This window comes from Pseudomonas sp. FSL R10-0399, assembly GCF_009600165.1.
Classification (GTDB): domain Bacteria; phylum Pseudomonadota; class Gammaproteobacteria; order Pseudomonadales; family Pseudomonadaceae; genus Aquipseudomonas; species Aquipseudomonas helleri.
In genome coordinates this window covers 1-14,961 of the sequence record NZ_WIWK01000008.1, presented here as the reverse complement: position 1 = coordinate 14,961, position 14,961 = coordinate 1, and the positions used below count along the sequence as shown (strand labels likewise).

Annotated in this window: 15 protein-coding genes; all 15 read right to left on the bottom strand. The window is 56.3% G+C overall.

What is annotated here, in order from left to right; translation table 11 throughout:
* Positions 1-64: 64 nt before the first annotated feature.
* The 15 genes from rnhB to rpsB all read right to left on the bottom strand — a co-directional run bounded on the left by rnhB (position 65) and on the right by rpsB (position 14,664).
* Positions 65-691 (bottom strand): ribonuclease HII, encoded by a 627-nt coding sequence (gene rnhB / locus GHO41_RS03815; RefSeq protein ID WP_123749725.1) that lies wholly within the window; start codon positions 689-691, stop codon positions 65-67.
* Between the two features lie 14 nt (positions 692-705).
* A complete protein-coding gene (gene lpxB, locus GHO41_RS03810) occupies positions 706-1,833 on the bottom strand; it encodes a lipid-A-disaccharide synthase (protein ID WP_153390085.1) in 1,128 nt (375 codons plus the stop codon).
* Positions 1,834-1,835: 2 nt separating this feature from the next.
* Positions 1,836-2,612 (bottom strand): acyl-ACP--UDP-N-acetylglucosamine O-acyltransferase, encoded by a 777-nt coding sequence (gene lpxA / locus GHO41_RS03805; RefSeq protein ID WP_048368087.1) that lies wholly within the window; start codon positions 2,610-2,612, stop codon positions 1,836-1,838.
* Positions 2,609-3,049 carry a 3-hydroxyacyl-ACP dehydratase FabZ gene (gene fabZ / locus GHO41_RS03800; RefSeq protein ID WP_048368088.1) on the bottom strand — a complete coding sequence of 147 codons (441 nt, stop codon included), beginning with the start codon at positions 3,047-3,049 and terminating at the stop codon, positions 2,609-2,611. Before fabZ ends, lpxA begins: the two co-directional genes overlap by 4 nt.
* A gap of 109 nt (positions 3,050-3,158) precedes the next feature.
* Entirely contained in the window at positions 3,159-4,214 is a 1,056-nt protein-coding gene (gene lpxD / locus GHO41_RS03795; RefSeq protein WP_153326194.1) for a UDP-3-O-(3-hydroxymyristoyl)glucosamine N-acyltransferase, read from the bottom strand.
* Positions 4,215-4,216: 2 nt separating this feature from the next.
* On the bottom strand, positions 4,217-4,720 hold the full coding sequence (locus tag GHO41_RS03790; protein ID WP_048368091.1) for an OmpH family outer membrane protein: 504 nt from the start codon (positions 4,718-4,720) through the stop codon (positions 4,217-4,219).
* 45 nt (positions 4,721-4,765) lie between these two features.
* Positions 4,766-7,114, bottom strand: a complete 2,349-nt coding sequence (gene bamA, locus GHO41_RS03785) for an outer membrane protein assembly factor BamA (RefSeq protein ID WP_153432993.1) — start codon at positions 7,112-7,114, stop codon at positions 4,766-4,768.
* Positions 7,115-7,189: 75 nt separating this feature from the next.
* Positions 7,190-8,542 (bottom strand): RIP metalloprotease RseP, encoded by a 1,353-nt coding sequence (rseP, locus tag GHO41_RS03780; RefSeq protein ID WP_153432992.1) that lies wholly within the window; start codon positions 8,540-8,542, stop codon positions 7,190-7,192.
* A gap of 44 nt (positions 8,543-8,586) precedes the next feature.
* Entirely contained in the window at positions 8,587-9,774 is a 1,188-nt protein-coding gene (ispC, locus tag GHO41_RS03775; RefSeq protein ID WP_048385560.1) for a 1-deoxy-D-xylulose-5-phosphate reductoisomerase, read from the bottom strand.
* Entirely contained in the window at positions 9,771-10,577 is an 807-nt protein-coding gene (locus GHO41_RS03770) for a phosphatidate cytidylyltransferase (protein WP_153331701.1), read from the bottom strand. The genes ispC and GHO41_RS03770 overlap by 4 nt, the downstream gene beginning before the upstream one ends.
* Positions 10,577-11,332 (bottom strand): polyprenyl diphosphate synthase, encoded by a 756-nt coding sequence (uppS, locus tag GHO41_RS03765; RefSeq protein WP_048368096.1) that lies wholly within the window; start codon positions 11,330-11,332, stop codon positions 10,577-10,579. Before uppS ends, GHO41_RS03770 begins: the two co-directional genes overlap by 1 nt.
* 15 nt (positions 11,333-11,347) lie before the next feature.
* Positions 11,348-11,905 (bottom strand): ribosome recycling factor, encoded by a 558-nt coding sequence (gene frr, locus GHO41_RS03760; protein ID WP_048385564.1) that lies wholly within the window; start codon positions 11,903-11,905, stop codon positions 11,348-11,350.
* Positions 11,902-12,645, bottom strand: coding sequence for a UMP kinase (gene pyrH, locus GHO41_RS03755; RefSeq protein ID WP_153432991.1), 744 nt, complete (start codon positions 12,643-12,645; stop codon positions 11,902-11,904). The genes frr and pyrH overlap by 4 nt, the downstream gene beginning before the upstream one ends.
* A 206-nt stretch (positions 12,646-12,851) precedes the next feature.
* Positions 12,852-13,715 (bottom strand): translation elongation factor Ts, encoded by an 864-nt coding sequence (tsf, locus tag GHO41_RS03750; RefSeq protein WP_153432990.1) that lies wholly within the window; start codon positions 13,713-13,715, stop codon positions 12,852-12,854.
* 205 nt (positions 13,716-13,920) lie between these two features.
* Positions 13,921-14,664, bottom strand: coding sequence for a 30S ribosomal protein S2 (gene rpsB / locus GHO41_RS03745; protein WP_019411593.1), 744 nt, complete (start codon positions 14,662-14,664; stop codon positions 13,921-13,923).
* Between the last annotated feature and the right edge of the window lie 297 nt (positions 14,665-14,961).

Here is a 14,961-nt window from a genome sequence, read left to right as displayed (position 1 = left end):
TCAGCTTTGGAAAACAACAAGGCCCGGATTGTACCGGGCCTTGGCAAAAACATCAGCCTCGCGACTAAACCTTGGCAAGGCCTTCACGCGCTTCGTACGCACGGCGAACCGGGCCGAACGAGCGTCGATGAATAGGCGTCGGGCCCAAGCGCTCAAGGGCTTCCAGATGGACGGAGGTCGGGTAACCCTTGTGCCCACCGATACCATAACCGGGGTATTGCAGCTCAAAGGCCGCCATCTCGCGGTCACGGCTGACCTTGGCCAAAATCGAAGCGGCAGCAATGGCCGGGACCTTGCTATCGCCCTTGACCACCGCTTCAGCCGGCATGGCCAGCTTGGGGCAGCGGTTGCCGTCAATCATCGCCAGTTTAGGGGTGATGCTCAGCCCTTCTACCGCCCGCTGCATGGCCAGCATGGTGGCGTGCAAAATGTTCAGTTCGTCGATTTCTTCGACCTCAGCCCGCGCAATGCACCAGCTCAGGGCTTTTTCACGAATTTCATCGAAAAGCTTTTCACGACGTGCTTCGGTCAGTTTTTTCGAGTCGTTGAGGCCCGCAATCGGGCGCATCGGGTCAAGAATGACCGCTGCCGTGACCACAGCACCGCACAACGGGCCACGACCGACCTCATCAACGCCGGCAACCAGGTCTTCAACCTGATTGACCAGATTGAAGTCCAATCCGATTTGCATAGTCACTGTACTCATTAAGATTTTGCGATCAGGCCCAGCACCGCGTCTGCGGCCTGATTGGAAGCGTCAAGACGCAATGTGCGGTGGATCTCGTCAAAGCCGCGTGTTTGTTCCTCACCACCATCCAGCAAAGGCAAGACGGTGTCAGCCAGCGCGTCTGGCGTTGCAGCATCCTGCAACAGTTCAGGCACCAACAGGCGTTGAGCCAGCAGGTTGGGCAGCGACACGTACGGGCTTTTGACCAGACGCTTGAGGATCCAGAACGTCAGCGACGACAAGCGATACGCAACCACCATCGGTCGCTTGTACAGCAGCGCCTCAAGGGTCGCGGTACCGGAGGCGATCAACACCGCATCACAGGCGGCCAGCGCCAGATGTGACCGGCCATCGAGCAAGGTCAACGGCAAGTCACGGCCGACCAGTGATTGCTCAATCTGAATGCGACGCGCGTTATTGGCGCAAGGCAATACAAAACGGACCTCAGGACGTGCCTGATAGACCTTCTGCGCAGCATCCAGAAACAAACCGCCCAGCTTGCCGACTTCCCCGCCACGGCTGCCGGGCATCAAGGCGATCAGCGGGCCATCGGGCAGGCCCAGCTCAGCACGCGCAGCAGCACGGTCAGCTTCAAGCGGGATGGCATCAGCCAACGGGTGGCCGACAAAACGCACCGGCACGCCCTTCTCTTCGTAGAATTTGGCTTCAAACGGGAACAGCGTGAGCATCAAGTCGCAGCCTTCGCGAATTTTCAGCACCCGCTTCTGACGCCACGCCCACACCGACGGGCTGACGTAGTGCACGGTCTTGATCCCGGCACGGCGCAATTGCAGCTCGATGTTAAGGGTGAAGTCAGGGGCGTCGATGCCGATAAACACGTCAGGCTTTTCAGCAATCAGCGTTTTAACCAGCTCTTTGCGGCGTTTGAGCAGCTCACGCAGGCGGCCAAGCACTTCTACCAGGCCCATGACCGACAATCGCTCCATCGGGAAGTAAGAGCTCATGCCCTCTGCTTCCATCAATGGACCGCCGACGCCGATGAACTCGATATCCCCATGACGAGCCTTGAGCGCACGCATCAGACCGGAGCCGAGAATGTCACCGGAGGCTTCACCAGCCACCAGAGCAATACGCAATCTGGCCATGATTAGCGCGTAATGCCGCGAGTAGACGAACGGATCGACTCGACGAACATCGCCACTTCAGGGAACTGCACAGCCGGTTCGGCCAGTTCAGCCAGCGCCTGATCGACGGTAAGGCCCTGTCGGTAGACCACTTTGTAAGCCCGGCGCAGGGCGTGAATGGCTTCATCGCTGAAACCACGGCGGCGCATGCCTTCAAAGTTCATGCTGCGCGCTTCGGCCGGGCTACCGAACACGGTGACAAACGCCGGAACGTCTTTACCGATGGCAGTGCCCATGCCCGAAAAACTGTGCGCACCGATATGGCAGAACTGGTGAACCAGCGTGAAGCCGGACAGGATCGCCCAGTCACCCATGTGCACATGGCCCGCCAGGGCGGCGTTGTTAACCAGAATGCAGTGGTTGCCAATCACGCTGTCATGCCCGATGTGGGCATAGGCCATGATCAAGTTGTGATCACCCAGCGTTGTTTCAGCACGGTCCTGCACGGTGCCGCGGTGAATGGTAACGCCTTCACGAATAACGTTGTGGTCACCAATCACCAGGCGCGTTTCTTCGCCTTTGTACTTCAGATCAGGTGTGTCCTCGCCTACCGAAGAAAACTGGTAGATGCGATTGTGTTTACCGATCCTGGTTGGGCCTTTAAGAATCACATGCGGCCCAATCACAGTCCCCTCGCCGATTTCCACACCTGCGCCGATGATCGACCAAGGGCCGACCTCGACGTCGTCGGCCAAAATGGCCGTCGGATCGATGATTGCGCGAGGGTCAATCAAACTCATAGTTTGCGTTCCGCACAGATGATCTCAGCCGAGCACACTGGCTTGCCGTCAACCGTGGCCTGGCATTCAAATTTCCAGATGGAGCGCTTGCAGCTCAGGAACTTGGCTTCAAGGATCAGTTGATCCCCTGGCAGTACAGGCTGGCGAAAGCGCAGCTTGTCGGAGCCGACGAAATAATAGAGTGTGCCGTCGGAAGGCTTCAGATCCATCATCTTGAAACCCAGGATGCCAGCGGCCTGAGCCATCGCTTCAATGATCAGGACGCCCGGCATGATCGGGTGCGCCGGGAAGTGACCATTGAAGAAAGGTTCATTGATGCTGACATTCTTGTAGGCACGAATGCGCTTGTTCTCGACATCCAGATCCACCACTCGGTCCACCAGCAGGAACGGGTAACGGTGGGGCAGATATTCGCGAATCTCGTTGATGTCCATCATTTCGTGGGGAAGCCTGTAATAAAGATTGGGCGCGCGCGACTAAGGCGCGCTCCTCTAGCAAATCAAGGAAGCAAACCAGTGGCTATGCACTCTTGATATGGAAAATGTACTAGCCCTCTGAAGAAGCTTTACCGTCCGGGGTCACTTCCCCGACGCGCTTTTCCAGATGTTTTAGCCGTCTTGCAATGTCATCCAGCTGGCGTATGCGTGCCGCACTTTTGCGCCACTCCGCAGCCGGCTGCATGGCAGTACCGGAAGAATAGGCTCCTGGCTCGGTGATCGAATGCGTCACCATCGTCATGCCAGTCAAGAACACGTTGTCACAAATTTCAATGTGACCGACCAAACCAACTCCGCCTGCGAGCATGCAGTGCTTACCGATTTTAGTACTACCGGAAATGCCTACACACGCGGCCATCGCCGTATGGTCACCCACCTGAACGTTGTGCGCGATCTGGATCTGGTTATCCAGTTTGACGCCATTGCCGATCAACGTATCGGCCAAAGCACCCCGATCAATGGCCGTGTTGACGCCAATTTCGACATCATCACCGAGGGTCACACCGCCAATTTGAGCGATTTTCTGCCAAATACCTTTTTCGTTGGCGAAACCAAAACCTTCGCCACCCAACACGGCACCCGACTGAATCACCACACGCTTGCCGATATGCACATCGTGGTAGAGGGTCACACGAGGTGCCAGCCAACCGTCTTCACCAATAGTGCAACGCGCACCGATAAAGCAATGCGCACCAATGGTGACACCTGCAGCGATTCGCGCACCGCTCTCAATGACCGCAAACGCACCGATGCTCGCCATTGGATCAACCACCGCATCGTCCGCAATCACAGCCGAAGGGTGAACCCCGGCAATCGCTTTGGGCTTGGGGTCGAACAAATGGGAAATTCGGGCATACGCCAGGTAAGGATCGGGCACAACCAGCGCATCCCCCGCGTACTCCTCGGCATCCGCCGCCTTGAGCAGTACCGCTCCAGCGTGGCAGTCAACGAGGTATTTACGGTATTGGGGGTTAGCCAGAAAGCTCAACTGAGCTGGGCCGGCCTCTTGCAAAGTGGCCAGCCCAGTAATTTCTTTCTCCGCGGAGCCACGCAAGGTGGCCCCGAGGAACTCGGCCAATCGGCCGAGTTTTATAGTCGCGGTCATAATTACTTCAGCTGATTCATGCGCTCAATCACTTGGCGAGTGATGTCGTACTGAGGTTTTACATCAATCACAGCACCACGCTCGAACACCAAGTCAAAGGCGCCTTTCTTGATGACTTCTTCAACAGCGCTGTCCAGTTTTGGCTTCAGCTGTTTCAGCATTTCACGGTCAGCAACGGCCTTGGCTTCGTTCAGCTCCTTGGACTGGAACTGGAAATCACGGGCCTTTTGCTTGAACTCAAGCTCCAGACGCTCACGCTCGCCTTGCTGCATTTTGTCGCCGCCGCTAACCAGACGGTCCTGGATGCCTTTGGCGCTGCTTTCCAGGTTTTTCAGCTTGGTCAGTTGTGGGCCGAATTTTTTCTCGGCATCCACGGCATAACGCTTGGCAGCGTCGGATTCAAGCAGTGCCATTTGATAGTTCAGCACAGCAATTTTCATGTCGGCAAAAGCCGGGCCTGCTGCCAAGAGCGAAGCCAGGAGAACCAATTGAGTCAACTTACGCACGATGCACTCCTAAAAAATCCGTTGTCTGTATCTATAGTCAGGCTTTTAGAAAGTCTGGCCGAGGGAGAATTGGAACACTTGAGTGTCTGCGTCATCCGGTTTCTTGATCGGCATGGCCAAGCTGAAGCTCAGCGGGCCAAGCGCAGTTACCCATGTCACACCTACACCCACAGAACTGGCCATATTGCTAAAGCTGATATCGCAATCCTTGGTGTCACCCTTGCAGTTGGTGTCGAACACGTTACCCACGTCCCAGAATACGGATGTGCGCAGGGAACGCTGGTCCTTCACAAACGGCATCGGGAACAGAACTTCTACACCACCCTGGATCAGCACGTTACCACCGAATGGCAGCGGGTCTTGATCCGGGTCGCGAATGGTACCTTGGTTCTTACCGGTACTCGGCGTACTGCGTGGACCCAGGGCGCTGTCTTTAAAGCCACGAACCGAGTTGAAACCACCCGCGTAGTAGTTCTCGTAGAACGGCAGACCTTCAGTCGAACCGTAACCATCACCATAGCCCAACTCTGTGTGCAGGCGCATGGTGTAGGTATCGCTCAACGGCTGGAACATCTGTGCACGATAGTCCAGTTTGTAGAACTGCAGGTCGCTGCCAGGAATGGTGGTTTCCAGCACCAGGCTCTGCGACGTACCACGGGTTGGCAACACGCCTTTGTTCAGGGTCGACTCGGACCAGCCAATCGATGCCTTGAAGTTGAGGTACTTGTCACCTTCACGGTTTACGAAGTCGAAGATCTCGTCAACGGTGTAACGACCAGTGCTGATTTCATCCTGCTGAACGGTCAGGCCGTAGGTCAGACGGGAGGTATCGCTGATCGGGTAACCCATGGTGACGCCAGCACCCAGGCTGTCAACCGAGTAGTTGGCAACGTCAACGTCCAGCTCTTTGTAGTCGGTGGTGCGGTAGAAAACGTTGTAGCCCAGGCTCACGCCGTCCGGCGTCCAGTACGGGTCAACGTAGCTGAAGTTGTAACGGCTTTGGTATTCGCTGCGGGTCAGACCAATGCTGACCTTGTTACCCGTACCCAGGAAGTTGTTCTGGGTAATCGAGCCACCCAGGATCAAACCGGCGCTCTGAGCAAAACCGACGCTGGCAGTGATCGAACCCGACGCTTGTTCTTCAACAGCGTAGTTCACGTCAACCATGTCGTCAGTGCCTGGCACTGCCGGGGTTTCAACGTTCACTTCCTTGAAGAAGCCCAGACGCTCAAGGCGAACCTTGGACTGGTCGATCAAGTAAGTGGAAGCCCAACCGCCTTCCATCTGGCGCATTTCACGACGCAGCACTTCGTCTTCCGACTTGGTGTTGCCGCGGTAGTTGATACGGTTCACGTAAGCACGCTTGCCCGGATCGACCACGAAGGTGATGGCGACGGTGTGGTTTTCCGGGTCTGGCTGAGGCACGCCGTTCACGTTGGCGAAGGTGTAGCCTTCGTTACCCAGACGACGGGTGATCAGCTCGGAAGTGGTGGTCATCAGCTTGCGCGAGAACACCTGGCCTGGCTGAACCAGCAGCAACGACTTGATCTGATCTTCCGGGACCTTGAGGTCACCGCTCAGTTTGACCGAGCCGACATTGTATTTTTCGCCTTCGTTCACGTTGACCGTGATGTAGACGTTCTTTTTGTCAGGGGTGATCGATACCTGGGTCGAGGCGATATCCATGTTGATATAGCCGCGATCGAGGTAGTAGGAACGCAGACGCTCCAGGTCACCCGACAGTTTTTCACGCGCATATTTGTCGTCGTTCTTGAAGAACGACAACCAGTTGGTGGTTTTCAGTTCGAACAGATCAACCAGGTCAGATTCCGGGAAGACCGTGTTACCCACCACGTTGATGTGCTGGATAGAGGCAACGGTGCCTTCGTTGATGTTGACCTTCAAGGCAACGCGGTTGCGCGGTTCAGGCACCACTTCGGTGTCTACCGTCGCCGAGTAGCGGCCTTGGGCAACATACTGACGTTGCAACTCGTTACGAACACCTTCAAGGGTCGCACGCTGGAAGATTTCGCCTTCAGCCAGGCCCGATTGTTTCAGGCCTTTCATCAGGTCATCAGTGGAGATCGCCTTGTTACCGTCAATGGTGATGCTGGAGACGGAAGGACGTTCGACAACCGTAATGACGAGCACATTGCCATCACGACCCAGTTGGATATCCTGAAAGAACCCGGTTTTGAACAACGCACGAGTGGATTCCACCAAACGGCGGTCATCCGCTACCTCACCCACGTTCAGCGGTAACGCGCCAAACACGCTGCCGGCGGAAACCCGCTGGAGCCCGTTGACACGGATATCAGAGATAGTGAAGGACTCGGCGTGAACTTCGGCGATCATCAGTACGGCGAGAACCGCAGTTAGCAGCAGACGTTTCATGAAGTCCTTTCTTATTCCAACTGGCAATAAACAAACTGCCGCAAAATGCGGCAGATTCGCAATTCAGCGAAGTGTTTACAGTCGTCCCAAGTCGTTGACCAGAGCAAGCAACATCACTCCGACCACCAAACTGATACCGATCTGCATCCCCCAACCCTGTACCCGATCCGACAAGGGACGACCACGCGCCCACTCGATCAGATAAAACAACAAGTGCCCACCGTCCAGGACGGGAATAGGCAACAAGTTCAGAACCCCCAGGCTAATACTCAGATAAGCCAGGAAATTCAAGAAATCAGCAACGCCCGACTGGGCAGAAGCGCCCGCCACTTTAGCAATGGTTATCGGTCCACTCAAGTTTTTTACCGAGAGCTCGCCGAACAACATTTTCTTCAGTGAATCGAGCGTCAATACGCTCATGGTCCACGTACGCTTGACCCCTTCGCCGATGGCGGCGACCGGGCCATAGCTGACTTCGCGAATCATCGTGGGTGGCCAATCGACACCTTTGACCCCTGCCCCCAGATAACCGGTCGCCGCCTCACCTTCACCGCGAGCGGCCAGAACCACCGGCACCTCAAGCGCAACACCGTCGCGCTCGACGCGCAAATCTACGCGGGCCGCGGGCCGCAGACGAACCCAGTCCACGACTTGTTGCCAGTCATTGATGGCCTGACCATTCATGGACAGCAGTTTGTCACCGGTCTTGAGGCCAGCCGCCTGTGCCGGGCCTTTAGGGTCGAGCTCTGCCAAAACGGCTGGCAGCTCAGGGCGCCATGGCCGAATACCCAACGATTTGATCGGATCCGGCTCATCAGCCCCTTTCAGCCAGTCATGCAAAACCAGCTGGTGGGAGCTTTCAACATCGGAATCGGGGCCGCGCACCGCAACCTGAATGGAACCGCTTTCGCCGAGGCGACGCACCAGTTGCAGGTTGACGTTCGACCAGCCCACCGTTGGCTGGCCATCAATTGAAACAATTTCCTGACCGGCTACCAGGCCGGCTTGTGCCGCCAGGCTGCCGCTTTCGACCGCGCCGATCACCGGGCGCACCTGCTGGCTGCCCATCATTGCCAGCACCCAGAAGAACGCAATGGCCAGCAAGAAGTTGGCCACAGGCCCGGCTGCGACGATGGCAATGCGCTGCCCGACGGTTTTGCGGTTGAAGGATTGATCGAGCTGGTCGGCCGGAACATCGCCTTCACGCTCGTCGAGCATTTTTACGTAGCCGCCCAGCGGAATCGCTGCGACGACAAACTCAGTGCCCTGACGGTCATGCCAGCGTAAGAGAGGCGTACCGAAGCCCACAGAAAAGCGCAGAACCTTGACGCCGCAACGGCGCGCCACCCAAAAGTGACCGAATTCATGAAATGTGACCAGCACCCCCAATGCCACCAGGGTGCCAACAATCATATAGAGCGCACTCATCTACTTTCTCCGCGATTCTGTCCGGCTCCGACATGTACCACTTGTCAGTTGTTACGGCTCAACCACTGCTCAGCTCGCAGTCGCGCTTGGGTATCTACCGCAAATACAGCATCCAGCTCATCGACTGCAATCACAGGCTCATTGCTTAACACATCTTCAATAAGGTTGGCGATTTGCGGGTAACGAATCTTGCCGTCAAGAAACGCCGCCACCGCCACTTCGTTTGCTGCATTGAGGGTCGCGGGTGCGCTGTTACCCGCCTCGGCTGCTTCTCGACACAGACGCAAACACGGGAAGCGTTGTTCATCCGGACGCTCAAAGTCCAGCCGCGCAACCGCAAACAGGTCCAGCGGCGCAACACCCGAGTCGATACGTTCAGGCCACGCCAGGGCATTGGCAATGGGTGTGCGCATGTCCGGATTACCAAGCTGTGCCAAGACCGAGCCATCCACGTAATCGACCAGCGAGTGAATCACGCTTTGCGGGTGGATCACCACTTCAACCTGGCTTGGCTTGGCATCGAACAACCAGCAGGCCTCGATCAGTTCCAGGCCCTTGTTCATCATGCTCGCCGAATCAACGGAGATCTTGCGCCCCATCGACCAATTGGGATGAGCACACGCCTGATCCGGGGTGACATGTTGCAACAACTCTAAAGGCGTCTCGCGGAACGGTCCGCCCGACGCCGTCAGCAATATCCGCCGCACACCGACCGAACCCAGGCCGCGTGCGTAGTCCTGTGGCAAACACTGGAAAATCGCGTTGTGCTCACTGTCGACAGGCAGCAATACCGAACCGCTGCGACGAACGGCCTGCATAAACAGATCGCCGGTCATGACCAGCGCTTCTTTATTGGCCAAGAGAATTTTTTTGCCAGCGTTAACCGCTGCCAACGTAGGACGCAAGCCAGCTGCACCCACGATTGCTGCCATGACCGTGTCAACTTCTGGAGCAGAAGCCACCTGACACAAGCCTTGCTCACCCACCCATACTTCAGTGCCGAGCTTGGCGGCCTGCAAACCAGCCCGCAGTTGGCTGGCTGCATGCTCGTGCGGCACCACAACCACTCGCGGCTTGTGTTCGAGACACAAGGCCAGAAGCTCCGGGATACGGCTAAAACCGCTCAGGCCAAAGACCTGATAGCGGTCAGGGTGACGCGCAATAACATCCAGGGTGCTCAGGCCAATCGAGCCTGTAGCCCCCAGCACCGTAATCTGTTGAGGTCGACTCATGATCCGGCAATCCAAAGCAGTACAGCAAACAACGGAACCGCCGCCGTCAGACTGTCGATACGGTCCAGTACCCCACCGTGACCAGGCAACAGGTTACTGCTGTCCTTGATACCGGCCTGACGCTTGAACATGCTTTCGGTGAGGTCGCCCACCACAGACACCAGCACAATCATCGCTGCACCCAAGAGTGCTGCGATGATTTCGCCAACGCTCCAGCCACGCACCAGACCGACAGCAGCCGTGATCAGCAGACTGAGGATCAAACCGCCATACACGCCTTCCCAGCTCTTGCCCGGGCTGACTTTAGGGGCCAGCTTGCGTTTCCCGAACTTGCGCCCGGAAAAGTAAGCGCCGATGTCAGCGCCCCACACCAGCACCATGACCGCCATGATCAGCCAGTTGCCCAGCGCCATCGCCTTGATCAGCACCAGCCCTTGCCAGGCCGGCAGCAAAATCAGCAGGCCAATCACCAGCTTGGTCAAGGTTGCCGACCAGCGCTCGGCCGACTCAGGAAACGTCAGTACCAGCCAGGTTGCAGCGCCCCACCACAAAATTGCGGCGCCCAGCACCCAGGGCGCCAGATCCGGGAAGACGTACAAACCAAACAGCAGCAGGGCCACGAATACTGCAAAAGCCACCCGCGCCAATTGAGCTTCGAAGCCCGCCAGACGCGCCCATTCCCAGGCACCCAAGGTCACAACCAGGCCGATAAACAGCGCAAAGCCAGACCCTTCAAGCAGGAAAAACCCGCACAAAGCGATGGGCAGCAATATGAGTGCAGTAATGATGCGTTGTTTAAGCATTAAACCCGGGCTCCAGCTTCAACCTGCTCACTCGTTTTACCGAAGCGACGCTGGCGAGAAGCGAAATCAGCCAGCGCATTGCGCATGGCTTCGTGTTTGAAGTCCGGCCAGAACAGGTCGGAGAAGTACAGTTCGGCATACGCCAACTGCCACAGCAGGAAATTGCTGATGCGGTGCTCGCCGCCTGTGCGGATGCACAGGTCAGGCAAAGGCAGATCGCCAGTCACCAGACAGTTTTGCAACAGGCCCGGGGTGATGTCTTCAGGCTGTAAATGCCCCGCCTGAACTTCACGCGCCAGGCGCTGTGCGGCCTGCGCAATGTCCCACTGGCCGCCGTAGTTAGCGGCAACCTGCAGTACAAAGCGATCAGGCCCTGCTGTCATCTGCTCCGCTTCACGCATCGCCGCCTGTAATTCAGGGTGGAAGCGCGAACGGTCGCCGATGATCCGCAAGCTGATGTTGTTGTCGTTGAGGCGCCGGGCCTCACGCCGTAGCGCCTTGAAGAACAAGTCCATCAAAGCGCTGACCTCAGCGGCGGGGCGCTGCCAGTTTTCACTGGAGAACGCGAATAAGGTGAGCACCTCGACCTTGGCCTCGACGCACACCTCAATCACTGCGCGAACTGCATCCACTCCCGCTTTATGCCCGGCAACACCCGGCAGAAAGCGTTTTTTCGCCCAGCGATTATTACCATCCATGATGATCGCGACGTGGCGCGGCACCGATGATGGCTCTGTCTGCTTGGTCTTTTCCATAAAACGCCCAGACCCTTATACGGCCATCAGGTCCGCTTCTTTCGCCTTGGTAGCCGCATCAATGTCTGCCTCGGCCTTGTCGGTCAGCTTCTGAATATCAGCAGCGGCGCGACGCTCTTCGTCTTCGCTGATTTCTTTGTCTTTAACCAGTTTTTTCAGCTCGCTCAACGCATCGCGACGGATGTTGCGAACAGCAACACGCGCGTCTTCAGCGGCGCTACGAGCTTGCTTGGTGAAACCTTTACGGGTTTCTTCAGTCAAGGCCGGCATGGAGATCAGCAGCAGCTCACCCAGGTTGGTCGGGTTGAGGTTCAGGCCAGCGCTCTGGATAGCCTTGTCGACCGCGGCCAGCATGTTGCGCTCAAACGCCACAACTTGCAGGGTACGCGAGTCTTTTACCGTTACGTTGGCAACGCTGCTCAACGGGGTATCGGCGCCGTAGTAAGGCACCATCACGCTGCCCAGGATGCTTGGGTGCGCTTTGCCGGTGCGGATCTGGCCAAAAGCATGGGCCAAGGATTCCAGCGACTTCTGCATGCGCGTTTGAGCGTCTTTTTTGATTTCATTGATCATTGTTGAACTTCCTCGATCAGAGTCCCTTCAGCGCCGCCATGGACAATATTCAGCAAGGCGCCGGGCTTGTTCATATTAAATACACGCAATGGCATTTTATGGTCACGGCACAGACAAATGGCCGTAAGGTCCATAACACCCAGTTTGCGATCCAGTACTTCATCGTAAGTCAGATGTTCGAACTTCTCGGCATGCGGGTCTTTAAATGGATCTGCGGTGTACACGCCGTCAACCTTGGTTGCTTTAAGCACCACGTCAGCGTCGATTTCAATAGCACGCAAGCAAGCAGCAGAATCCGTTGTAAAGAACGGATTACCGGTGCCTGCAGCGAAAATCACCACATCTTTAGCGTTCAAATGACGCATTGCCTTGCGACGATCGTAATGATCAGTCACACCAACCATCGAAATAGCCGACATTACGATGGCAGAGATATTCGCACGTTCCAGCGCATCGCGCATGGCCAAGGCGTTCATCACGGTTGCCAGCATGCCCATATGGTCGCCAGTCACTCGATCCATACCGGCCGCGCTCAGGGCAGCACCGCGGAACAGGTTGCCACCACCGATCACCAAACCTACCTGGACGCCGATGCCGACCAGTTGGCCCACTTCCAGCGCCATGCGGTCGAGTACTTTGGGATCGATCCCGAACTCTTCAGAGCCCATCAGGGCTTCACCGCTTAGCTTGAGTAGGATGCGTTTATAGCGAGTTTGATAACCAGCGCCCTGCTGAGCCATTGCGAATCTCTCCTGCCGCGTTTTAAAAAAATCTGTGCGAGGCCACTTTCAGCCCGCGCTTACTCTAGCGTGGCGCTGCACAGCAGCACCATCGGAACACGACTTATGCAATCGGTTCCGCAAGAAAAGGTAAAACCCTCTCCCATTTGAAAAGAGGCTGCGCGCGTGAGCGGGCAGCCTCTTCGGGTCGACAGTGTAAAACTGTCTTATTGCTTGGCTGCAGCCAGCTGAGCAGCAACTTCTTCAGCGAAGTTGTCGACTGGCTTCTCGATGCCTTCGCCTACTTTGAAGTAAGTGAAGGAAACGATTTCAGCGCCGGCTTTCTTGGCCAGCTCGCCAACTTTGATCTCTGGGTTCTTAACGAAAGCTTGCTCAACCAGGCTAGCTTCGGCCAGGAACTTGCTGATGCGGCCTTTGATCATGTTTTCAACGATGTTTTCTGGCTTGCCGGCAATCTTGTCAGCATTGAGGCTCAGGAACACCGCTTTTTCACGCTCGATCGCGTCTTCAGAAACTTCCGAAGGCAGCAGGAACTCTGGGTTGCTTGCAGCAACGTGCATAGCGATGTCTTTGGCCAGCTCAACGTTGCCGCCTTTCAGAACAACAGCTACACCGATTTTGTTGCCGTGCAGGTAACCACCGACAACGTCACCTTCAACGCGAACCAGGCGACGGATGTTGACGTTTTCGCCAACTTTGCCGACCAGTACCAGGCGAGCAGCTTCTTGAGCTTCGATCAGAGGCTCAACAGTGGTCAGCTTGTCAGCGAATGCTTTTTCAACGCTGTCAGCAACGAATGCTTTGAAGTCGTCCTGCAGGGCCAGGAAGTCAGTCTGCGAGTTCACTTCCAGCAGAACTGCGGATTTACCGTCTTCCTTCAGAGCGATTGCGCCTTCAGCAGCAACGTTGCCTGCTTTTTTGGCAGCCTTGATGGCGCCGGAAGCACGCATGTCGTCGATGGCTTTTTCGATGTCGCCGCCAGCCTTGGTCAAGGCTTTCTTGCAATCCATCATGCCTTCGCCAGTACGCTCACGCAGTTCTTTAACCAACGCTGCAGTAATCTCTGCCATTTCAAAATTCCTCTTGGATAGGTTTTCAACCATTCCACCCGACCGAACGGGCGTTCAATTCGTATGAAGCCTGCCTCGAGGCTCCCAGCCAGCCGCATTCTGATACAGCAATGACGAGAGCATGTCCAACAAATGGATTTCGAGGTGGCAAAAAGGGGGCCAAGCCCCCTTTTTGCGCACTGAGTAAACGCTAGGCGTTAGTTACTCAGCCTTCAACTACCGCTGCAGCTGGAGCTTCTTCGACGAAAACGTCGGTGCCGCCAGCAACGTGGTTGCGGCCACGGATAACAGCATCAGCCATCGCACCCATGTACAGCTGGATAGCGCGGATTGCGTCATCGTTGCCCGGGATGATGTAGTCAACGCCTTCTGGGCTGCTGTTGGTGTCGACAACGCCGATTACCGGGATGCCCAACTTGTTAGCTTCGGTGATCGCGATGCGCTCGTGGTCAACGTCGATAACGAACAGTGCGTCTGGCAGACCGCCCATGTCCTTGATACCACCCAGGCTACGATCCAGCTTTTCCAGATCGCGAGTGCGCATCAGCGCCTCTTTCTTGGTCAGCTTGGCGAAAGTACCGTCTTCTGCTTGAACTTCAAGGTCACGCAGACGCTTGATGGAAGCACGGATGGTTTTGAAGTTGGTGAGCATGCCGCCCAACCAGCGGTGATCCACGTACGGCGAGCCGCAACGTGCTGCTTCTTCAGCAACGATCTTGCCAGCGGAACGCTTGGTGCCGACGAACAGAATCTTGTTTTTGCCCTGGGCCAGACGCTCTACGAAAGTCAGAGCTTCGTTGAACATTGGCAGGGTTTTTTCAAGGTTGATGATGTGGATCTTGTTACGCGCGCCAAAGATGTATTTACCCATCTTCGGGTTCCAGTAACGGGTTTGGTGACCGAAGTGCACACCGGCCTTCAGCATATCGCGCATGTTGACTTGGGACATGGTAGTTCCTTAATAAGTCGGGTTAGGCCTCCACGTATCCCAACGACCAACCAGCAGCTTCAAGCTGAAGGCACCCAGGTCATCGTGTCGATACGTGTGTGGGTTTGTGCTCTGCGGGCTATACCCGCAAAGCGGCGCATTTTATATCACAAGACACCTAAAAAACGAAGCGCGAATTCAGACTTTATTGCTAAGCCGTTGTCGCACAAGGATTTGCGCCCTGTAGGAGGGGCCGCCCCGTCTTCGACGCCGCGCTGTCGCGCAGCAAACAGGCCGCCGAGTATCTTCAGCATCCCC